This is a genomic window from Sphingobacterium sp. UBA7631 (assembly GCF_002483935.1).
Lineage (GTDB): Bacteria > Bacteroidota > Bacteroidia > Sphingobacteriales > Sphingobacteriaceae > Sphingobacterium > Sphingobacterium multivorum.
On sequence record NZ_DLIX01000008.1, the window covers coordinates 306,103 to 325,829 of the forward strand.

22 protein-coding genes are annotated in these 19,727 nt (G+C 39.7%); 9 read left to right on the top strand and 13 right to left on the bottom strand.

Annotated features, from left to right (window positions below; translation table 11 throughout):
* The 4 genes from B3P16_RS15850 to purE are packed head-to-tail and all read left to right on the top strand — an operon-like array spanning position 1 to position 2,789.
* Entirely contained in the window at positions 1–591 is a 591-nt protein-coding gene (locus tag B3P16_RS15850; protein WP_286843508.1) for an NADH-quinone oxidoreductase subunit A, read from the top strand.
* A gap of 2 nt (positions 592–593) precedes the next feature.
* A complete protein-coding gene (locus tag B3P16_RS15855) occupies positions 594–1,097 on the top strand; it encodes an NADH-quinone oxidoreductase subunit B (protein WP_046674041.1) in 504 nt (167 codons plus the stop codon).
* A 31-nt stretch (positions 1,098–1,128) separates the two neighbouring features.
* Positions 1,129–2,271 carry a 5-(carboxyamino)imidazole ribonucleotide synthase gene (locus tag B3P16_RS15860; RefSeq protein ID WP_046674040.1) on the top strand — a complete coding sequence of 381 codons (1,143 nt, stop codon included), beginning with the start codon at positions 1,129–1,131 and terminating at the stop codon, positions 2,269–2,271.
* A gap of 8 nt (positions 2,272–2,279) precedes the next feature.
* Positions 2,280–2,789 (top strand): 5-(carboxyamino)imidazole ribonucleotide mutase, encoded by a 510-nt coding sequence (gene purE, locus B3P16_RS15865; protein ID WP_286843510.1) that lies wholly within the window; start codon positions 2,280–2,282, stop codon positions 2,787–2,789.
* Between the two features lie 35 nt (positions 2,790–2,824).
* On the opposite strand, the gene B3P16_RS15870 is transcribed toward purE, so the two are convergent.
* From B3P16_RS15870 to bshA, 4 genes are all read right to left on the bottom strand, one after another.
* Positions 2,825–3,808, bottom strand: a complete 984-nt coding sequence (locus B3P16_RS15870; protein WP_286843511.1) for a sugar phosphate isomerase/epimerase family protein — start codon at positions 3,806–3,808, stop codon at positions 2,825–2,827.
* A gap of 229 nt (positions 3,809–4,037) precedes the next feature.
* Positions 4,038–4,601, bottom strand: a complete 564-nt coding sequence (frr, locus tag B3P16_RS15875; RefSeq protein ID WP_046672285.1) for a ribosome recycling factor — start codon at positions 4,599–4,601, stop codon at positions 4,038–4,040.
* 28 nt (positions 4,602–4,629) lie between these two features.
* Positions 4,630–5,334 carry a UMP kinase gene (gene pyrH / locus B3P16_RS15880; protein WP_046672284.1) on the bottom strand — a complete coding sequence of 235 codons (705 nt, stop codon included), beginning with the start codon at positions 5,332–5,334 and terminating at the stop codon, positions 4,630–4,632.
* Positions 5,335–5,407: 73 nt separating this feature from the next.
* Positions 5,408–6,550: an N-acetyl-alpha-D-glucosaminyl L-malate synthase BshA gene (gene bshA, locus B3P16_RS15885; RefSeq protein ID WP_046672291.1), complete on the bottom strand. Its 1,143-nt coding sequence runs from the start codon at positions 6,548–6,550 to the stop codon at positions 5,408–5,410.
* 362 nt (positions 6,551–6,912) lie between these two features.
* Between bshA and B3P16_RS15890 the strand changes: the two genes are divergently transcribed.
* From B3P16_RS15890 to B3P16_RS15910, 5 genes are all read left to right on the top strand, one after another.
* Positions 6,913–7,632 carry a DUF1003 domain-containing protein gene (locus B3P16_RS15890; protein ID WP_070566208.1) on the top strand — a complete coding sequence of 240 codons (720 nt, stop codon included), beginning with the start codon at positions 6,913–6,915 and terminating at the stop codon, positions 7,630–7,632.
* Positions 7,629–8,033, top strand: coding sequence for an alternative ribosome rescue aminoacyl-tRNA hydrolase ArfB (arfB, locus tag B3P16_RS15895; protein WP_070566211.1), 405 nt, complete (start codon positions 7,629–7,631; stop codon positions 8,031–8,033). Before B3P16_RS15890 ends, arfB begins: the two co-directional genes overlap by 4 nt.
* 150 nt (positions 8,034–8,183) lie before the next feature.
* On the top strand, positions 8,184–8,552 hold the full coding sequence (locus B3P16_RS15900) for a BlaI/MecI/CopY family transcriptional regulator (RefSeq protein WP_046672281.1): 369 nt from the start codon (positions 8,184–8,186) through the stop codon (positions 8,550–8,552).
* Positions 8,553–8,583: 31 nt separating this feature from the next.
* Positions 8,584–10,317, top strand: coding sequence for an energy transducer TonB (locus B3P16_RS15905; RefSeq protein ID WP_286802797.1), 1,734 nt, complete (start codon positions 8,584–8,586; stop codon positions 10,315–10,317).
* A gap of 16 nt (positions 10,318–10,333) precedes the next feature.
* On the top strand, positions 10,334–11,224 hold the full coding sequence (locus B3P16_RS15910) for a hypothetical protein (protein WP_112373758.1): 891 nt from the start codon (positions 10,334–10,336) through the stop codon (positions 11,222–11,224).
* A gap of 23 nt (positions 11,225–11,247) precedes the next feature.
* Here the strand turns inward: B3P16_RS15910 and B3P16_RS15915 are convergent, their stop codons facing one another.
* From B3P16_RS15915 to plsX, 9 genes are all read right to left on the bottom strand, one after another.
* The gene (locus B3P16_RS15915) at positions 11,248–11,538 is read right to left on the bottom strand and encodes a chaperone modulator CbpM (RefSeq protein WP_046672278.1); all 291 of its coding nucleotides are present in this window, start codon (positions 11,536–11,538) and stop codon (positions 11,248–11,250) included.
* A gap of 4 nt (positions 11,539–11,542) precedes the next feature.
* Entirely contained in the window at positions 11,543–12,475 is a 933-nt protein-coding gene (locus B3P16_RS15920; RefSeq protein WP_286843512.1) for a J domain-containing protein, read from the bottom strand.
* Positions 12,476–12,629: 154 nt separating this feature from the next.
* A complete protein-coding gene (locus B3P16_RS15925; protein WP_286843513.1) occupies positions 12,630–14,204 on the bottom strand; it encodes a M28 family peptidase in 1,575 nt (524 codons plus the stop codon).
* 179 nt (positions 14,205–14,383) lie between these two features.
* Positions 14,384–14,830: a ribose 5-phosphate isomerase B gene (rpiB, locus tag B3P16_RS15930; RefSeq protein WP_046672275.1), complete on the bottom strand. Its 447-nt coding sequence runs from the start codon at positions 14,828–14,830 to the stop codon at positions 14,384–14,386.
* Between the two features lie 12 nt (positions 14,831–14,842).
* Positions 14,843–15,703 (bottom strand): twin-arginine translocase subunit TatC, encoded by an 861-nt coding sequence (gene tatC, locus B3P16_RS15935; RefSeq protein WP_070566223.1) that lies wholly within the window; start codon positions 15,701–15,703, stop codon positions 14,843–14,845.
* Positions 15,704–15,779: 76 nt separating this feature from the next.
* Positions 15,780–17,135 carry an acetyl-CoA carboxylase biotin carboxylase subunit gene (accC, locus tag B3P16_RS15940; RefSeq protein ID WP_046672273.1) on the bottom strand — a complete coding sequence of 452 codons (1,356 nt, stop codon included), beginning with the start codon at positions 17,133–17,135 and terminating at the stop codon, positions 15,780–15,782.
* A 73-nt stretch (positions 17,136–17,208) separates the two neighbouring features.
* Complete coding sequence (gene accB, locus B3P16_RS15945) at positions 17,209–17,688, bottom strand: acetyl-CoA carboxylase biotin carboxyl carrier protein (RefSeq protein ID WP_112373755.1); 480 nt, start codon at positions 17,686–17,688, stop codon at positions 17,209–17,211.
* 74 nt (positions 17,689–17,762) lie between these two features.
* Complete coding sequence (locus tag B3P16_RS15950; protein ID WP_046672271.1) at positions 17,763–18,752, bottom strand: beta-ketoacyl-ACP synthase III; 990 nt, start codon at positions 18,750–18,752, stop codon at positions 17,763–17,765.
* A 7-nt stretch (positions 18,753–18,759) separates the two neighbouring features.
* Entirely contained in the window at positions 18,760–19,698 is a 939-nt protein-coding gene (plsX, locus tag B3P16_RS15955; RefSeq protein ID WP_046672270.1) for a phosphate acyltransferase PlsX, read from the bottom strand.
* Positions 19,699–19,727: the final 29 nt, after the last annotated feature.

Below are 19,727 nucleotides of genomic sequence, written 5' to 3' on the forward strand. Positions count from 1 at the left end.
ATGGATGACCCCGCGCAATTATCGGAATACGGCAAAATCCTTATCATTCTGCTGATAGGGGCGCTGTTAGTCTGTGCGACCATTTTTCTAGCACGTTTAATCTCTCCGAAAAAGAATAATCCCATCAAATCTGGTACTTACGAATGTGGAGAGGATCCCATTGGTTCTTCTTGGGTTCAGTTTAATCCACGGTTCTATGTTATTGCCCTTGTATTTTTACTTTTTGATGTAGAGCTTATTTTTATTTTTCCATGGGCTACTGTATTTGGACAGTCCGAATATATTGCGGCAGATGGAAGATGGGGGTGGTTTACCATGATTGAAATGGCTATGTTCATTGGCATTTTAATTTTAGGATTGGTTTTTGTCTGGAAAAAGGGCGATTTGGAATGGGTTAAACCGAATGTGTCCTTACCTAAAGTTCCTGTGGCTATCCCGGATAGTGCCTATGCAAGCCTGAATAGTAGGACGTATCAGGTGCGTGATTATACACAGATCGTAGAGGATGCTGTCGCGCACAAAACGACGACAAATGAACAGGTGTCGACGCCGAAACCAGCCTTTAAACCTCGATTTAAAAAACCTGAGTAAGCATGAGTTTAGATAGTCAATTGCAGAATAATGGTGTTATTGTTGCCAAATTAGATGATTTGCTGAATTGGGCAAGGTTATCTTCGATGTGGCCCATGAGCTTTGGTATTGCTTGCTGTGCCATTGAAATGATGGGGGCAATGGCTTCAACGTATGATTTAGACCGGATGGGCGTATTCCCAAGGCCTTCTCCACGGCAATCCGACGTGATCATTATTGCTGGAACGGTTACTTTTAAGATGGCCGATCGTATCAAGAAACTATATGAACAGATGCCCGATCCTAAATATGTTATCTCGATGGGCTCTTGCTCCAACTGTGGCGGTCCATATTGGCAGCATGGTTATCATGTGGTCAAAGGGGTAGATCGAGTGATCCCTGTGGATGTTTATGTCCAGGGCTGTCCGCCACGTCCCGAGGCATTAATTGGTGCTTTTATTGAGTTGCAAAAAAAGATAGACAAAGAAAGCTTGTTGGGTGAGCAATTGTTCAGCGGAAAAGCTTAAAAGATAAATTTTATAAGATTTTAAATCAATTATGGCAAAAGATTTTTATGGTGAATTGCAATTGGGTATTCTTGGCGGTGGTCAACTGGGAAGAATGCTCATCCAGGAAGCCATTAATTACAATGTAAATGTTCATGTATTGGACCCGGATAAGAATGCTCCTTGTCGCAAGTTGTGCAATAAATTTGAATGTGGTTCATTGGGCGATTTTGAAACGGTCTATAATTTCGGTAAGGATTTGGACATGATCACGATCGAGATTGAGAAGGTGAATGTAGATGCTTTAGAGAAGCTGGAAGGAGAGGGCGTTATCGTGTACCCACAATCACGTATCATTCGTCTGATTCAAGATAAAGGTCTACAAAAGCAATTTTTTAAACAAAACGATATCCCCACTTCGGCCTTTCAATTGATATCCAATAAAGATAATTTAGTGAATGCCTCGCTAAATTTACCCTATATCCAAAAATTACGTAAGGACGGATATGATGGAAAAGGGGTAAAGAAGATTGTTAGCCAGCAGGATCTGCAAGATGCCTTCGAAGAACCCAGCTTAATTGAAGAATGGGTAGATTTTGAAAAAGAAATTGCGGTCATTGTTGCCCGGAATGATAAAGGTGAGGTGTCTACATTTCCAATGGTAGAGATGGAATTTAATCCTCAGGCTAACTTGGTGGAATTTTTGATTGCGCCGTCTTTGTATGGTGTAGAGATCCAACAACGCGCAGAGGCTATCGCAAAAAAGATTGCCGACGATTTGCAGATTGTGGGTATATTGGCTGTAGAGATGTTCCTAACGAAAAATGGCGATATTCTGGTCAACGAATTGGCTCCGCGCCCGCATAATAGTGGTCACCAGACCATAGAGGGTAATTATGTGTCGCAATTTGGACAGCATTTAAGGGCTATATTCAACCTACCGTTAGGGGATACCAGATGTAGAACGAATGCCGTTATGATTAACCTGTTAGGTGAACCTGGCTATGAAGGATTGGCCAAATACGAGGGGGTGGAAGAAGTGCTGGCAATGGAAGGTGTATATATTCATTTGTATGGAAAGAAATATACGAAGCCATTCCGCAAGATGGGCCATGTTTGTATTATCAATGATGACCGGGAGAAAGCGATCTCCAATGCAAGAAAAGTACAAGAAATATTAAAAGTTAAAGCTTAAACAATACTATGTCAGTCAATAATAAGGCCCAGGTAGGCATTATCATGGGAAGCAAATCGGACCTTCCTGTTATGCAGGATGCGATAGATGTGCTCAAAACCCTTGGGGTGGAATTTGAGGTAACGATCGTCTCAGCACATCGTACACCACAACGTATGTTTGATTATGCCAAAAATGCAGCATTTCGTGGTTTGAAAGTTATTATTGCTGGAGCGGGTGGTGCGGCGCATTTGCCTGGAATGGTCGCTTCTATTACACATTTACCTGTAATAGGCGTACCTGTAAAATCATCAAATTCCATTGATGGATGGGACTCAGTACTTTCTATCCTGCAGATGCCCAATGGTATTCCTGTAGCAACTGTCGCTTTAAATGCGGCGAAGAATGCAGGTATATTGGCTGCTCAGATTCTGGGTACATATGATGAAACAATCAGCAAGAATATCATCGAATTTAAAGAAGAGTTGGCGAGAAAAGTAATCGAGACTGCAGTAGAGGTGGAAGATACCGAATTCTAAGTTGACAATCTTACAAAATAAAAAAGGNNCCTTTTTTATTTTGTAAGATTTGCCTGAACATAATCGTAGCTTTTTTTGAGACTTTCCATCTTATTTGGCATATAGATGTTGTCTTGCTCAACAAAAGCATATTTAAGTCCGGCTTTGTTCTTTTCTTTGACGATTTCAGGAAAGTTGATGCTTCCGGTCCCCACTTCAGTATACTTGATGTCATTGAAGATTTGCTCAATCGGCAATTTTCCATCTTTGGGCCATTCAATGGGATTGGATTTTGTTTTATCCATATCTTTGACATGCCATAGTTTAAAACGGTTGGGGAATTTTTCAAACAAGGCTATCGGGTTTTTACCCGCTTTTTCTGCCCAGAAAAGGTCTAATTCAAAATCGACCAAATCAGGTTCAGTGAATGCTAACATCACCTCTTCACCGGTCGTATTATTGCCCAGATCCCTAAATTCCCAGAAATGGTTGTGGTAGGCAACTTTTAGACCCAATTTTTTAGCCTGTTCACCAGCTTTATTCAATTGCTCGGCCGCATAGAGATAATCATCTTTTTTCAATGCATTCAGATCAAACATCGGTGTTACAGGAGCAATTACATATTCTTGGCCAAGTTCTTTTGCCGCATCAAAATAAGCCGCAAGATCTTCTTTGTCGGTATGCGCTTTACTGAGGTATTTGGACATATCGTAATGGCCTGAATGTGTTTTTAGACCGTTATCATCCAATATTTTCTTCAACTCTTTGTAAGGCAATTTCCAGAACTGCTTGGCTGTGGCGTCTATCCCATAGAGCTCAACATGTTTATACCCAATTTTGGCAATTTGTTCCAAAGATCCTTTCGGATCTTTATCCATTAAATCGCGAATGGAATACAGCTGTACACCTATATTCTGTAATGGATTGTTGCTGATTGCACCGGCTTTATTTTGACAAGATATAAAGTTGGGCACCAGATAAGCTGCCGAAAGACCTATTCCAGCTTGCTTTAAAAATTGACGACGAGAATTGTTCATCATATAATTGATTACTTGTTAGTGTACAATGTACAATTATTTGTTCAGAAATCAATGGTACAACAGGGAATATTTTTGAAGTGTATGCTGAATCTTAACCCATAAAATTTTTGGATGGTCAATGTCTTGTAGGTTGGGAAGAGTTCTTTTTAGGGGAGGAGTGCGGAGTTCTTCATACCAATAAAAAAGGTCTGAATATTTTTCAGACCTTTTTTATATTCAAGTAGGAAACTTAAACAGTCATGATATCTTTTTCTTTCAGTTCAGCCAATTTATCAACTTTTACAATGAATGCATCCGTTAACTTTTGAACTTCTCCTTCAGCAGTTTTGATTTCATCTTCTGAAGCGCCATCATTTTTTAATTTTTTAATGGACTCGTTTATATCTTTACGGATATTACGAATACCAATACGGCCTCTTTCAGTTTCCTCTTTTACTTTCTTCACCAAATCACGTCTTCTTTCTTCTGTCAAAGGAGGAATATTCAGACGAATAACGATACCGTCATTCTGTGGGTTGATTCCTAGGTTAGCGTCAGTGATAGCTTTTTCAATTGCGTTGATGAGCGATTTTTCCCAAGGTTGGATAACAATAGTCCGTGCATCAGTTGTATTGATGTTGGCCACTTGTGAAAGTGGAGTGGCGCTACCATAATAGTCTACTGAAATTCCATCTAACATCGATGGAGAAGCTTTACCCGCACGAATTTTAGTTAATTCGGATTCGGTGTGAGCAACTGCTTTGGACATCTTGTCTTTACAATCGTCCAATTCAATTGAAATTAGTTCGTTCATATAAGATTACGTTTTTTACAGATTTAAATTATTTAACCACAGTTCCGACATGTTCACCATTAGCAAGTTTCAATAAGTTGCCTGGTTTGTTCATATCAAATACGATGATCGGTAATTTGTTTTCTTGACAAAGGGTAAAGGCTGTCATATCCATAACATTTAATCCTTTCTCATAAACCTCTGTGAATGATATTTCTTCAAATTTTGTTGCAGTAGGATCTTTTTCAGGATCTGCGGTGTAAATACCATCCACACGGGTTCCTTTCAATACGGCATCCGCATTGATTTCGATTGCACGCAAAGATGCAGCGGTATCCGTTGTGAAATAAGGGTTTCCTGTACCAGCTCCGAAAATAACAATACGGCCTTTTTCCAAATGGCGTACAGCTCTTCTGCGAATAAATGGTTCGCAGATTTGCTCCATTTTGATCGCAGTAAGCAAACGTGTCTTTTTCCCAACTTTCTCAAGCGCATCTTGAAGTGCCATGCTGTTGATGACTGTGGCAAGCATGCCCATATAGTCTGCTTGAACACGGTCCATGCCTGATTTTTCGGCGCTTAGACCACGATATATATTACCGCCACCGATAACAATTGCAATTTCTAAACCTTGATCGTGAAGTTCTTTGATATCATTAGCGTATTGTGATACACGGTTAATATCGATACCGTAGCTTTGGTCACCCATTAAGGATTCACCGCTAAGTTTTAATAAGATACGTTTGTATTTCATAATTGTTTTTTTGGAAATTTTCCAAAGGTCAAAGATAAAATATTTTTTTTATCCCTTAAGCCTAAAATAATATTTATTGTGCTTTTATTGTTTGATTAATGACTTCTCCGTAATACTGTTCATATAAAGGCATAATATTGGACAATTGGAATTTTTTCGCATGATTTAATGCCGCTTCCTTAAATTTTTCTAAGCGCTCTCCATCTTCCAAGATATAAATCGCATTCTTTGCCATATCTTCAACATCACCAACAGCACTGAGAAATCCAGTGACGCCGTTTTCATTCAGCTCAGGTAACCCTCCAGTATTGGAAGAGATAACTGGAACTTGACAAGCCATGGCTTCTAAGGCCGCAAGACCGAAACTTTCCGAACTTGAAGGCATCAGAAATAGATCTGATACAGACAATATTTCTTCCACTGCATCCTGTTTCCCCAAGAAACGGACGTCCTTGCATACATCAAGTTCTCTGGATAGCTCTTCTGCATTTCGACGCTCAGGGCCGTCACCTACCATCAATAATTTGGAAGGGATAACATCATGTACTTTCTTAAAAATACGGATGACATCTTCTGTATTTTTGACTTTTCTAAAGTTGGACGTATGGACCAATATACGCTCATTGCCGGGGGCAATGGCTTTTTTGAAATGTGACCGATCTTTATTGCTAAATCTGTCGAGGTCAATAAAGTTGGGAATCACTTTGATATCGCGCGTAATATCAAAATATTGAAGCGTCTGATCTTTCAGATTCTGTGATACAGCGGTTACGCCATCGGACTGATTGATGGAGAATGTTACGACCGGACTAAAACTCTTGTCTTTGCCAACCAATGTAATATCCGTCCCGTGTAAAGTCGTCACGACAGGAATATTAATGCCGTAGGTAGTGAGTAAGATCTGTTTGGCCATAAATGCCGCTGATGCATGTGGAATGGCATAGTGGACGTGGATCAAATCCAACTTTTCGAAGCGAACAACATCAACCAGTTTGCTGGCTAACGCAGATTCATAGGGTAGAAAATCAAAAAGAGGATACTGCGAAACAGCTACCTCATGATAGTATAGGTTTTCAGAAAAGAAATCCAGACGTGCAGGTTGTCGATAGGTTATAAAATGAATCTCATGTCCATTTGCGGCCAAGGCCTTTCCTAGTTCGGTTGCAACTACACCACTTCCACCAAAGGTGGGATAACAAACAATTCCTATTTTCATCTGCGTAATTATGTCTGAGCGCATATTTTAACGGCATCCCCGTTATAAACGCTGTTTATTTTTTGTTAAAAGGTTCCCGGGAACCTCGTGTTAGTACTTTGATTGTCGTTGTTCAAGACTCGCAATGTCCATTACATACAAACGCTATTCATTCATGTGGCACCGACGAAGTTCTTTAGCTTGACAATTGCCCTCTTATTTTACTTTATGATAACAAGGTAAATTGAAGATGCTTATTCCTGAATTTTGTGTTGCAAATTTCGTCTATTTATGCGTAAAATAACAAAAACCAATTGCCATAGTTTTGTGAATTTTTTGATTGGTTAAAAAGCACTATCTTTAAATAGATATTAAATCGGTATATGGATAACTTTATAAGTGATATTTCAGGACAGCAATTTCCTTCGGAACAACGTATTTTGGGGGCTTCAATCCGACAACCCATTTTTAAGCTGATAAAAAAGGAATATCCAGGTTTTAGTAAGGACAAGTATATCGCCGCAAGTGAGTTGACACGATTTAAAGAAACTTATATCGCCGAATTTCTGAAAGATGAGTCTGGACAGTTAAGTCAATTGGATCAGCAGGTCATCAACAGTTTTAAGGAAAATAAAGTGATCAGCGCAAGTTTGGATGGAGATAATATGGAGCCAGTCAGCGTAGGAGACCGGGTTGCCGATAAAGTGGCTGAGTTTGGCGGAAGCTGGACCTTTATTATTTCCTTTGTCTTATTTTTGATTGTCTGGATTGCGGCCAATATCTTTTGGTTAAATAATAAAGGCTTTGATCCTTATCCCTTTATTTTACTGAACCTGATTTTGTCCTGCGTAGCTGCTTTGCAAGCTCCAGTTATTATGATGAGTCAAAACAGACAGGAAGATAAGGATCGTGAACGTGCAAGAAATGACTATATGGTCAACTTAAAGGCTGAACTCGAAATCAGGGAATTGCATGAGAAAATAGATCATCTCATTATCCGCAAAGAACAAGAACTTGTCGAAGTACAACGGGATCAAGTGGAAAAATTGAGCTTTCTATTAAAAAAGATGGAAAAAATAGAAGAAGCATTTAAAAATAAATGAATTTAGAAGGAGTAATAGGAGAACTTACGTTTAAGTTTTCCAGATCGGGTGGAGCAGGTGGACAACATGTAAACAAGGTGTCATCGAAAGTATTGTTGCAGTGGGATGTTGCGCTATCCACAGCTGCTTCTGTTGAAGAAAAAGCAATGATTTTCAACGCGTTGGCAAACCGTATCAATAAAGAAGGAATACTGCAATTGGAGTGCGATATCGATCGGTCGCAGATCCGTAATAAAGAAATCGCAATCGATCGCTTTAAGCGTATAGTGGAAGGCGCACTTGTGCCAGCAAAACCCCGTAAAAAAACCAAAACTCCGTATTCGAGTGTGCTGAAAAGACTGGATCGAAAGAAACAACAGTCTCAATTGAAAGCTTCAAGGAAAAAGAATTTCGACGAATAAAGATGATAATATCACGTGTTGTTTTAAATTAATTGTTTAATTATCAGTATTTTGTATTTTAAACTAATTTATTAGTTGTAAAACTATGATTTTAGTTATAACTTGTGTATTGATTTATTATTCTGGTATTTATTTTATTCCTGAGGAGTTATGGAGGATTTTAAAGAGTTAACGAAAGCCGAGGAGCAGATTATGCAAGAGCTCTGGGAGATGGGCCGTGGCTTTGTCAAAGAAATTATTGATCGACTTCCGGAGCCGAAACCGGCCTATAACACGGTCTCGACCATCGTTCGTATTCTCGAAACAAAGGGCTTTGTAAGGCATGAATCTTTTGGTAAAAGTCATCAATATTTACCAAAGATTTCAAAAGAGGAATATAAGAAAGGTATCACAGGAAAGTTATTAACGAATTATTTTGACAATTCGCCCAAGCGTATGCTCTCTTATTTTTTGGAAGAGAATAGGCTGGACATCAAAGAACTTGATGACATCTTATCGATCATCGAACGTAATAAATAACAACCAATACCCTTTTATAAACTTTTTGATTATGATTTACTTATTGATTGTCAATATTTCATTGATTATCAGTTTTGTGCTCTACAAACTGATTTTTAGAAAACTTACTTTTTTTCAATGGAACCGGATCTATCTGATTGGAATGGTTGTATTTTCCTTATTAGCTCCTGTGGGTATTTTTATTGAATTACCCAAGACGGAAATGATTTCCAATCATATTCCACAGGTCGACTTAGGAACATATATGGATGTCGAAATCGGGAGCCCGATCGAAAAAAAACCTCTTTTTTTGTTGGATATTCTTGCCAAGATCTATTGGATAGGAGCGGGAATCGCCTTTTTTTTCTTGGCGATACGGATCAAGCAACTTGTTCGGGTATTGCGTTCTTCTCCTGAGTACCTGAGTTTTTCTTTTTTTAATCGGGTTGTGATTGGAAAATCGATTAAAAACAAGAAGAATATTGCATGGCATGAGCAGGTTCATGCTGAGCAGGGACATTCCTATGATTTACTGTTGATTGAGCTACTTAAAATTTTCAATTGGTTCAATCCTGTTGTGTATTTCTTTCAAAAGGAAATAAGGTTTCAACACGAATATATTGTAGATGAAATTTGCTCGACCGATAAAGTGGCTTATGCAGAAATGCTGGTTGCTCATGCATTACGTACAGATCAATTGGCTTTTTCACATGAGTTTTCCAATCATTCTTTTTTAAAGCAGCGCATCACGATGTTATTTAAAGATAAATCTGTACAAAGACAACGCTTGTTATATGTGATTGTGCTGCCCATGTTATTGGTGGTAGCGGGGTCTACGTTGGTCTTTAATACGAGTAGGGCCAAGGCTATGGTAGCGGATGTAGAAGAAAGCGTTAATGGCTTAACTGTGACTGATGAGCAGACATTGCCGAGCCAGTCTGAGGAGCTAAAAAATGGACAGGTAAATGAAGACAGTAAGGTCTACAAAGATCCTGAGATCATGGCTATTCCAGTTGGAGGAATGAAAAAGTATGTCATGGGATTGGGCAGTAGAATCCACGTGAGTGATGAAGCAATCAAAAATAATGTGATCGGGGTAATTGTCATCTCAGCCATCGTGGAGAAAAATGGTGAGTTGAGCCATATAAAGGCTAAGAATGATTTGGGCTATGGCCTGGCATCCGCTGTGGAAAATGCTGTAAAAGCAAGTGGGAAATGGAAACCTGCAATCGTCAATGGGAAAGTCGTTCGATCGCTGCTTTCCTTACCCGTTACCGTTGGCGGAAAAACGACGTACTATTGGGAGGAAACTGACACATTGGGCAGAAAGGTCCGGATGTCATCTCATTCATTCCCGGGCGCTGAATCTGGTGAAGAGACGGAAAAACAACTCAAGGAAGTAAAATCGATAAGGACGGAAGATGAGAGCGACCGCTGGAATCTTTCATTGGATTTTCAGTCCGATTTAGTAACTTTTGATAAAGTTGAGGTGCAACCAACACCTATTGGGGGAATGCGATCTTTTATGATCTGGGTAGGCGATAATTTTGTTTTTCCGGAAGCAGCAATTAAACGGGAGGTTAATGGCATTGTTGAAGTGGCTTTTATTGTCGAAAAGGATGGCAGTTTATCCCATGTTGATGTAAAAAAAGATCTTGGTTATGGAACCAAAGAGGCGGCATTGGAGCTCCTAAAAGGTGCGAAAAAATGGAAACCGGGATTAGTTAACGGTAAACCGGTACGCGTGGCTTACACATTGCCTATTCGTTTAAATTTAAAGAAGTAAAGATTAGATCATAAATATGCAGAGCAGATTCATTCAAATTTTCTATTTTATTGTGGTTTTGGCCATGCTTTCTTCCTGTAAGTCCTATAAAGTGGTTCCCAACGGTTTTGCTGTACAAGGTGATGAGTATTTTGTTAATATTAACAAAGAGCTTACCGTATTCCTCGGGGATGATATTATGGAGGATAAAAATTGGCAAGGTAAGACTAATCCGATTAATGCAAAGCAGGTTGACAATCGATTTCGTCGTGTATTACGCCATTTACGCTATTCAGATACCGCGTATCAGGTTTTGTTTTCTGGACATCTGGAAGGAAAATATCAGTATGACATGCTTGCTGTAGTCAACAACTCGCCAAATGTAAAAGGGAAAAAAAATCACCTACTTGATTTAAGTTCTTTTCAACGGGAGCAAAATAAGGAAGGACGATATTTTTATACGACTACAACTTTTAAGGGGCAAAAGCTGCTTCATTTTGTAATTCCGTTTAATGGGCGCCTTTGGCAAGAGAAAATGGTGTCGCTGATCTTTCTTTTCCCGGAGGATTTTACCGATATCGCGTGGGCGAAGGATGTAGTGATGTCTAATGTTGCTATGTATCGCGATCGTTATAAATTTACCCCGAGCCGCACAGAGATTTTATGTCCTGATGATGGTAGTAGCCGTTCGCATTTAGATTATAAAATTCCGGAAGAAAAGGTGAATAAAACAGGTTACATGTTAATGAAAGCTTATGGTGAAGTTGGCGGAGAACGAAAACTGGTTGTTTACCGCGTGATGAAGCCTGGTGATTTTTATGGTTCCTTTGTGACTTGTAAAGGGGATTATGAAATTCTATATACCACATTGCAGGACAAGATTGTTTGGCAGACCAAGGTGAATACAGAGCGGGATGTCGAATTCTAACGAAATAAATTGAAAGCCTTGGATCAATAATCCAGGGCTTTCAATTTATTCTTTAAATGTGAAATTTCATTTTGGAGCTGTTCAACTTTCTCCAATAGGTGACTGGCAACCTGAATTCCGGCAGGATTTACTTCAAGATCATAGTAGAGATTTGAAAAGCGTTCCAATTTTTGGAGCTCTTCTTCATCAATATATTGTTCTTCTTGTTGAATGACAATATGTATGAGTCCGTATTCCTCCATGGTTTGCAGGAATGTTGTTTCAACCTTTCTGGACTGGCAGAAGTCGATGACTTTAATGAGTGTCGTTTCCATAAGATTAGTGTTTTAAATCCTTCAACTGTTGGAACAAGGCCTTTTCTTCGGCAGATAGATTATTGGGCATTTGAATATTCAATGTGACATACAGATCGCCAAATTCACCTTCTTTGCGATACAAGGGGAATCCTTTTCCTTTAAGTCGCATTTTTGCACCATTTTGACTTTCGGCTTTAATCTTCAGTTTAACTTTGCCGCCGAATGTATCTAAGGTTGCTTCACCGCCTAAAATAGCTGTATAGAGGTCTATATCAAGTGTTGTGTATAAGTCATTCCCCTGACGTTTAAAACGGGCATCAGGTGTGATGTTGATGGTGATATAGAGATCTCCTTTTGGACCACCGTTGATGCCCTCTCCGCCATAACCTTTCAGTTTGATCTTCTGACCATCCTCCACGCCAGCATGAATCGTGATGCGGATACTTTTTCCATTGATATTGAAGGTCTGTTGATGTGTCGTGTAAGCTTCTGGTAAGGTTAAGCTGAGCTCCGCATTAAAGTCCTGGCCACGGAATGTACTTTGGCGGCCTCCTCCGCGTCTGCTACCAAACATCTGTTCGAAGAAATCAGAGAATTGCCCATCATCAAAGTTTCCAGTGTACTCATGGGAACCGCCACCACCAAATGGATTTCCTCCAGCGCCGAATGGATTTCCTCCGTTAGATTGTGACTGGCGGTATTGTTGTTGCGCTTTTTCATACTCCTCTCCATGTTGCCAATGTTCACCGTATTGGTCATATTTTTTGCGCTTTTCGGGATCGGATAATACTTCATTTGCCTCATTAATCTCCTGAAATCGTTGTTTGGCCTCATTGTCATTGGGGTTGACATCAGGGTGGTATTTACGGGCTAGTTTTCGATATGCTTTTTTGATGTCATCAGCAGAAGCTGTTTTATCAATGCCAAGCACTTTATAGTAATCTACAAAAGCCATAAATTATACTTGTTTTGTATTAAAGATAACAATAATTGTGAATAAAAGGTTTATGCTAAAGGTCATTTTAGTACATAAAAAAAGCAAGTAAACAATCATTTACTTGCTTTTTATATTGTACAAAATAATCATTGATAAAGCCGATAATTTGACCTTACTCTTTATTATTGTCAACCACCAGGCGATTTTCCCGATTGGCTATTTGCCATGCCGTGTAAAATGCGAGCTTTTCGCGTTTTACCATTAATGGAAAGTCGATCTTGTCATAGGTATCTGCAGGCGTGTGGTAGTCCGGATGCAGGCCCGAAAAATAAAAGACAGAAGGAATACCTTTCTTGGCAAAGTTATAATGATCGGATCTATAGTACAAACGCATAGGATCCTTTGGATTGTCATACATATAGTCAATCTCCAGTTTCGTATGTTTTTCATTCTCATTTTTATTGATCTCATATAACTCGGAGCTCAATTTATCTGAACCGATAGCGTGGATATAATCATGATTGCCTTTGAGATGCTTGTCGTCGACACGGCCGATCATATCGATATTGATGCAAGCAACGGTGTTTTTCAATGGAAATATCGGATTTTCTGTATAGAATTTGGAACCTAGTAAACCTTTTTCTTCTGCAGCATAGGTGATGAACAAAATGCTGCGACGTGGGCCATTTCCTGTTGATTTAGCTTTCGAAAAAGCGCGTGCCAACTCAAGGACGGCTGTTGTGCCCGAGGCATTGTCATCGGCCCCAAAGAAGATATTGCCTTTGGAATCCATTCCATCGTGGTCGTAGTGGCCTCCGATCACAACGATTTCGTCTTTTTTATCTGTTCCTTCCAGATAGCCAAGAATGTTTGGATCAGCTAAAGCAGCCGCATTGGTGCCAAACTCAGCTTTAAAATTTGTTGAAATAACAAAGGAATTAGGTTTTCCCGTACGATTAATCTTTGCAACAACAGTAGCAAGGTTAGTTCTCGCCAGGTTTAGTATATAATTTGCGGCATGGTCTGTAATGTTGACTACAGGGATCATTGGCGACTTTTCCGGCGCTGGTTGGTCCACCGCCAAATTGTAACGACCCTCAATAGCACGGTCTCCCGCATCCTCCAAAAGTTGGGACAGCTGACTATTGATCGCTAACACCATTTTGGGATTGTGTTTAAGGATCTCTTTGACTTTTTTATTTCGGGTTGTTGCCCAGTCCGAAGCAGTCTTCTTGCTGCTAATCCATGAATTTCCTTTCTCATCTGTTGGCTCATTCTCGTTGATCAACATAACGATCTTATTGTGGAGATCCAAGCCCGAGATATCCGAATACTTGGGATCATCTATGCCATAACCAATAAACACGATTTCATTGCTTTCGAAGAATTTGTTCTCGTTGTTGCCAATGACGAAAATGTCCTTACCATGCTGGAAGGGCCTGTCGTTAATACTAAATTGCTTTACTTTAAAGCTGTTGCGAATTAGTTGCAGGGGTTGGAAATAGGATCCATTGACAGGTGCACTAAGTCCATATTTTTTAAATTCATTGGCAATATATTCTGCTGCCAGACGTCCGCCTTTTTGGCCGGTTCCTCGGCCTTCAAAATCGACAGAAGCTAAAGTGCGCAGATGCTTCTGGGTAGATTCTACCGTGATTTCATCGGCATATTTACTGTTTATGTCCTGTGCATTTGCACAGCTCATCAGAGCGCATGCTATCCAAAGCAGGTTGTATATTTTCTTCATTGTTTATTTTTTACTAGTGTGACTTTCAGTACCTTATTTTGTAATTTAATTAACCAGATCAGCTGCGTATCATCTCCTTGATTGATATAACAGGTGTCGTTATCTGCACAATATATAAAAAAAAGCGGATGAAAAGTGTAATTTGCTTTTCATCCGCTTCTTAAAATATGTTAATTTACCTAACAGCTACAAGCTATTTTGTTTACGCGGTTAGCGTGACGCCCACCTTCGAATTCCGTGTTTATAAATGTGTTGACGATCTTTTTAGCGAGGTCAAGGTCGATAAAACGTGCAGGTATACATACGACGTTCGCATCATTATGCTGACGGGCTAAAGCCGAAATTTCCTCTAACCAACAGATAGCAGCACGGATATTTTGGTGTTTATTGGCTGTGATAGCAACACCATTTGCACTTCCACAAATTAAGACTCCGGCATCAGCTTCTTTGTTTTCTACCGCTGATGCAACTGGGTGTGCGAAATCCGGATAATCCACTGAATCTGGGGAATTTGTTCCAAAATCTGTTACCTCATAACCCAGTTCATTTAGAAAACTTACCAAAGCTGTTTTGTATTCAAAGCCGGCATGGTCACTTCCAATCGCAATTTTCTTTACGCTGCTCATTTTATTGTTATTTTATTTTTCTTGTGCTAATTTTTTTCTTTTGACATCGGCCGAAACCATGATACTTATCTCATATAATAAGAACATTGGTGCTGCAACGGTCAACATGGTGATGATATCTGCAGACGGTGTAATGATAGCTGCTATCACTAAAATAATTACAGTTGCATAACGACGGCTGGCCCGCATAAATTCAGGGGTCATAATGCCTATTTTCGAGAGAATAAATACCAGTATCGGGAGTAGGAAAACAATTCCACAGCCCAATGTTAACGTTGCTATCGTAGAAAGGTAGTTATCAATGGTAATCTGGTTCACGATCTCATCACTTAGGGATACGTTGGCTAGAAAGTTGATGGATAAGGGTACAACGATGTAGTATCCGAAGAGTGCTCCTAAAATAAACAATAAAGAAGAGTAAAAAACAAACCCGCGTGCAGACCGTCTTTCCACATCGGTCAGTGCTGGTTTTACAAATAACCAAATTTCAAAAAGGAGGTAGGGGAATCCCATCATCAAAGCCATCAATAAACAGGAGTTTATCTGAAGCATAAATTGACCTGCTAGTTCGGTATTGATGATATTAAAAGGAATTTTCTTGACACAGAAGTCTGCTAAATTGAAAGCATCTGCTGCCTTACACATCATGCGATAGGTCCAAAAATTTAAATTCTTTGGCCCCATGATGATATCGTTGAATACGAAATCGTAGAATGTAAAGGCAATACCTGCAAAGATACAGATCGCAATTGCTGAACGGACCAAATGCCATCTTAAAACCTCAAGGTGGTCAAAAAAAGACATTTCCGCTTCTATATTCTTCCCTTTATCTTTAATAGCTTGTATTAGATCTTTCGAATTAGGTGTACTCATAAAAATTGTTTGGAAACAAAAATACCATTCTTATTGTAAAGAATGGTATTTTTTATGTATGTAAAGATAATTTTATTTAATCTTCCGCAGGATATTCCGTTAGGTCGAAAGTTTCCATAAACTTTGTCGTGAAATTGCCGGCTCTAAAGTTAGGGTCGCGCATCAATCTCAAATGCAAAGGAATGGTTGTTTTGATCCCTTCAATGACGAATTCACTCAATGCACGTTCCATAGTACAAATTGCTTCCTCACGTGTTTGCGCAACGGTGATCAATTTAGCAATCATAGAATCATAGTTTGGCGGAATTGAGTAACCAGAATAAACGTGTGTATCTACACGTACACCATGTCCACCTGGTGAGTGGAAGTTGGTGATTTTACCTGGTGAAGGACGGAAATTGTTAAAAGGATCCTCCGCATTGATACGACATTCGATCGCATGCATTCCTGGTTCGTAGTTTTTTCCGGAGATCGGAATTCCTGCGGCCACCTTAATTTGTTCTTTGATCAGATCAAAGTTGATGACTTCTTCCGTTACCGGGTGTTCTACTTGGATACGTGTGTTCATTTCCATAAAGTAGAAGTTGCGGTGTTTGTCAACCAAGAATTCGATTGTACCAGCACCTTCATAGTTTACAGCTTTAGCACCTTTAACAGCAGCCTCTCCCATTTCAGCTCTCAATTCGGGAGTCATAAAAGGTGATGGCGATTCTTCAATCAATTTTTGATGACGACGTTGGATCGAACAGTCACGTTCAGATAGATGACATACTGTACCGAATTGGTCACCCACAATTTGGAATTCGATATGACGCGGTTCCTCTACATATTTTTCAAGGTAGATACCGTCGTTACCGAACGCAGCCGCAGATTCGACACGCGCAGAATCCCAAGCTGGTTCAAACTCTTCGTCTTTCCAAATGATGCGCATACCACGGCCACCACCACCGGCTGTAGCCTTGATGATAACTGGGTAGCCGATTTCATTGGCTAAGGTAATACCTTCTTTTACGTTTGAGATCAAACCATCGGATCCTGGAACAGTAGGAACACCAGCTTTTTTCATGGTATCTTTTGCACGGGATTTATCACCCATTTTCTCGATCTGCTCTGCAGTTGCACCAATAAATTTGATACCGTACTCTGCACAGATAGCTGAGAAACGAGCATTTTCCGACAAGAAACCATATCCTGGGTGAATCGCATCTGCATTTGTTAATTCAGCTGCAGAAATAATATTCGGAATGTTTAAGTAAGAGTCTCTACTCGGTGGAGGACCAATACAAACTGCTTCATCCGCAAATCTTACGTGTAAACTATCGCGATCGGCAGTCGAATATACTGCAACACTTTTAATACCCATTTCACGACAGGTACGGATAATGCGCAGGGCAATCTCGCCTCTATTTGCAATTAATATTTTTTTGAACATTGTCTTGAATTATGAAGTTTGCAAAAAATGTAGCCCTTTGGAGGCTACATGTATTCATTTACGTAATTGTAAATTACTTAGGCTCAACTAAGAATAATGGTTGGTCGAACTCAACAGGTTGAGCATCTTCTACCAAAATCTTAACGATTTTACCTGAAACTTCAGATTCAATTTCGTTGAATAATTTCATTGCTTCAATGATGCATAGTACAGAACCGGTATTGATATCATCACCAACATTGACGAAAGATGGTTTACCAGGTCCAGCCGAACGGTAAAATGTACCGATCATTGGTGATTTGATTGTGATCAAGTTTGCTTCAGCGCTTGCGGCTGGTGCTGCAGGGCTAGCTATTGGAGCTGGTGCCGCTGCTTGTGCAACTTGAGGAGCAGCAATTGGAGCAACAGCAGGAACAGTAGCTGTTACGTACGTAGGCTCTTGATTTGTTTTTATTGTAATTTTAAAATCTTGCTCTTCAATTGAGACTTCATTCACACCTGATTTTGAAACGAATTTAATCAAGTCCTGAATTTGTTTGATATCCATACCCATAGTATTCTAGGTTTTGTTTGTTTCTAAAAAATTCTAACTGTCAAAAGTAATAAATTATACCATAAAATGGACAACTAATACGCCCATTTTAAATAGATGGATCCCCAAGTGAAACCTCCACCGAAAGCAGCAAGGATAAGATTATCTCCTTTCTTCAATTGAGATTCCCATTCCCACAAGCATAAAGGAATAGTACCACTGGTGGTATTTCCATATTTTTGAATGTTCACCATCACTTTTTCTTCCGGAAGCCCCACACGTTCTGCCGTTGCATCAATAATACGTTTGTTGGCCTGATGAGGCACCAACCAAGCAATATCTTCTGACTTTAAGTTATTTTTGACCATAACCTCATGTGCTACATCAGCCATATTGGTTACTGCAAATTTAAACACCGTACGACCTTCTTGGTAAGCGTAATGTAATCCTGCATCTACAGTTGCATGCGACGCCGGATTCAGCGAACCCCCACCTTTGATATTCAAAAACTGTCCTCCGGAACCATCGGTTTTTAAAATAGCATCTTGTATACCCATGCCTTCTTCATTTGGCTCCAATAATACACAGCCACAACCATCACCAAATAGGATACAGGTATTGCGGTCTTGGTAATTGATGACCGAAGACATTTTATCGGCACCGATAACAAGGACTTTTTTATGAGTGCCAGCAGTGATAAATTGTGTTCCTGTATTCAGACCGAACAAGAAACCTGAACAAGCCGCCTGAAGATCAAATCCCCATGCATTTGTAGCTCCGATTTTATCGGCCAGAATATTTGCAGTCGCAGGGAACAGCATATCTGGTGTGCTTGTACAAAAGATAATAAGGTCAATATCTGTAGCAGCTATACCTCTTTTTTTCAATAAACCTTGCACTGCAGGTACAGCAAGATCTGAAGTAGCAAGACCTTCACCTTTTAAGATGCGACGCTCTTTGATTCCCGTTCTGGAAACAATCCATTCGTCGTTGGTGTCGACCATTGTTTCCAATTCTTTGTTAGTAAGGATATAATCCGGAACGTAACCATTTACAGCCGTGATTGCGGCGTGAATCTTTGACATAAATACTCTAATTGAAAATAGATCTGATGCTGTCAATGAACTTAGACTCGATCATATCTCTTGAAAATAAAACCATATTTTTAATGGCCTCAGGTGTCGAAATACCATGGCCAATAATGACAGGAGCATTAACTCCCAAGATCGGGCTACCGCCGTACTGCTCGTAGTTGAATCGGTCGAAGAAATCATCTTTAAAACCTTTTTTCAACGTCACTACATAAAATGATTCTGCGAGTTTCAAGACGACGTTGCCTGTAAATCCATCACAGACGTAAACGTCGGCATGGTCACTGAACAGGTCACGGCCTTCTGCATTTCCGATAAAGTTAATCTTGTCGTTGGCTTTAAGTAGGGGGTAGGTAGAGGTTGTTAGGATGTTTCCTTTTTCTTCTTCTTCTCCGATATTCAATAATCCCACTTTGGGGTTGGATACATTAAACACATGTTCGGCAAAGACACTTCCCAAGATTGCAAATTGGTTCAACATCTCTGGTTTACAGTCTGCATTAGCGCCGACGTCCAATAAGATTCCGAAGCCTGATTTTAATTTGGGAACAATGGATGCTATTGCAGGGCGTAATACGCCTGGGATAGCTTTAACGCTAAACATTGAGCCCACAAGCATGGCGCCAGTATTACCAGCAGAAGCGAATGAGTCAATTTCTTTGTTTTTTAAATATTCAAATCCCTTCGCAATACTTGAGTTGGGTTTTTGAGTTATTGCTTTGGTTGGATGTTCACCCATTGCAATGACTTCTGGAGCCTCCACATATTCAAAGTCAGATGAATTTCCTCCGGCTTGATTGATTAATTGTTTAGTCTCTTCAGTTTTACCAAAAAGGACTATTTTTTGGTCTCCAGTAAGCTGTTTTTGTGCTTCAATAGCACCTGTTATCGTTGCTTTAGGAGCATAATCTCCTCCTAAAATATCTAAACCAATCTTCATCCGTTATTATTTAGTAAATCAATAATACG

Bases quoted from the DNA above. Each gene is read 5' to 3' on its own strand.
- B3P16_RS15920 (WP_286843512.1), bottom strand. From the start codon at position 12,475: ATGGCTTTTGTAGATTACTATAAAGTGCTTGGCATTGATAAAACAGCT.
- B3P16_RS15890 (WP_070566208.1), top strand. From the start codon at position 6,913: ATGGATAACTTTATAAGTGATATTTCAGGACAGCAATTTCCTTCGGAA.
- rpiB (WP_046672275.1), bottom strand. From the start codon at position 14,830: ATGAGCAGCGTAAAGAAAATTGCGATTGGAAGTGACCATGCCGGCTTT.
- tatC (WP_070566223.1), bottom strand. From the start codon at position 15,703: ATGAGTACACCTAATTCGAAAGATCTAATACAAGCTATTAAAGATAAA.
- pyrH (WP_046672284.1), bottom strand. From the start codon at position 5,334: ATGAAATACAAACGTATCTTATTAAAACTTAGCGGTGAATCCTTAATG.
- B3P16_RS15850 (WP_286843508.1), top strand. From the start codon at position 1: ATGGATGACCCCGCGCAATTATCGGAATACGGCAAAATCCTTATCATT.
- B3P16_RS15910 (WP_112373758.1), top strand. From the start codon at position 10,334: ATGCAGAGCAGATTCATTCAAATTTTCTATTTTATTGTGGTTTTGGCC.
- B3P16_RS15915 (WP_046672278.1), bottom strand. From the start codon at position 11,538: ATGGAAACGACACTCATTAAAGTCATCGACTTCTGCCAGTCCAGAAAG.
- plsX (WP_046672270.1), bottom strand. From the start codon at position 19,698: ATGAAGATTGGTTTAGATATTTTAGGAGGAGATTATGCTCCTAAAGCA.
- accB (WP_112373755.1), bottom strand. From the start codon at position 17,688: ATGGGTATGGATATCAAACAAATTCAGGACTTGATTAAATTCGTTTCA.
- purE (WP_286843510.1), top strand. From the start codon at position 2,280: ATGTCAGTCAATAATAAGGCCCAGGTAGGCATTATCATGGGAAGCAAA.
- arfB (WP_070566211.1), top strand. From the start codon at position 7,629: ATGAATTTAGAAGGAGTAATAGGAGAACTTACGTTTAAGTTTTCCAGA.
- accC (WP_046672273.1), bottom strand. From the start codon at position 17,135: ATGTTCAAAAAAATATTAATTGCAAATAGAGGCGAGATTGCCCTGCGC.
- B3P16_RS15950 (WP_046672271.1), bottom strand. From the start codon at position 18,752: ATGTCAAAGATTCACGCCGCAATCACGGCTGTAAATGGTTACGTTCCG.
- bshA (WP_046672291.1), bottom strand. From the start codon at position 6,550: ATGAAAATAGGAATTGTTTGTTATCCCACCTTTGGTGGAAGTGGTGTA.
- B3P16_RS15900 (WP_046672281.1), top strand. From the start codon at position 8,184: ATGGAGGATTTTAAAGAGTTAACGAAAGCCGAGGAGCAGATTATGCAA.
- frr (WP_046672285.1), bottom strand. From the start codon at position 4,601: ATGAACGAACTAATTTCAATTGAATTGGACGATTGTAAAGACAAGATG.
- B3P16_RS15905 (WP_286802797.1), top strand. From the start codon at position 8,584: ATGATTTACTTATTGATTGTCAATATTTCATTGATTATCAGTTTTGTG.
- B3P16_RS15925 (WP_286843513.1), bottom strand. From the start codon at position 14,204: ATGAAGAAAATATACAACCTGCTTTGGATAGCATGCGCTCTGATGAGC.
- B3P16_RS15855 (WP_046674041.1), top strand. From the start codon at position 594: ATGAGTTTAGATAGTCAATTGCAGAATAATGGTGTTATTGTTGCCAAA.
- B3P16_RS15860 (WP_046674040.1), top strand. From the start codon at position 1,129: ATGGCAAAAGATTTTTATGGTGAATTGCAATTGGGTATTCTTGGCGGT.
- B3P16_RS15870 (WP_286843511.1), bottom strand. From the start codon at position 3,808: ATGATGAACAATTCTCGTCGTCAATTTTTAAAGCAAGCTGGAATAGGT.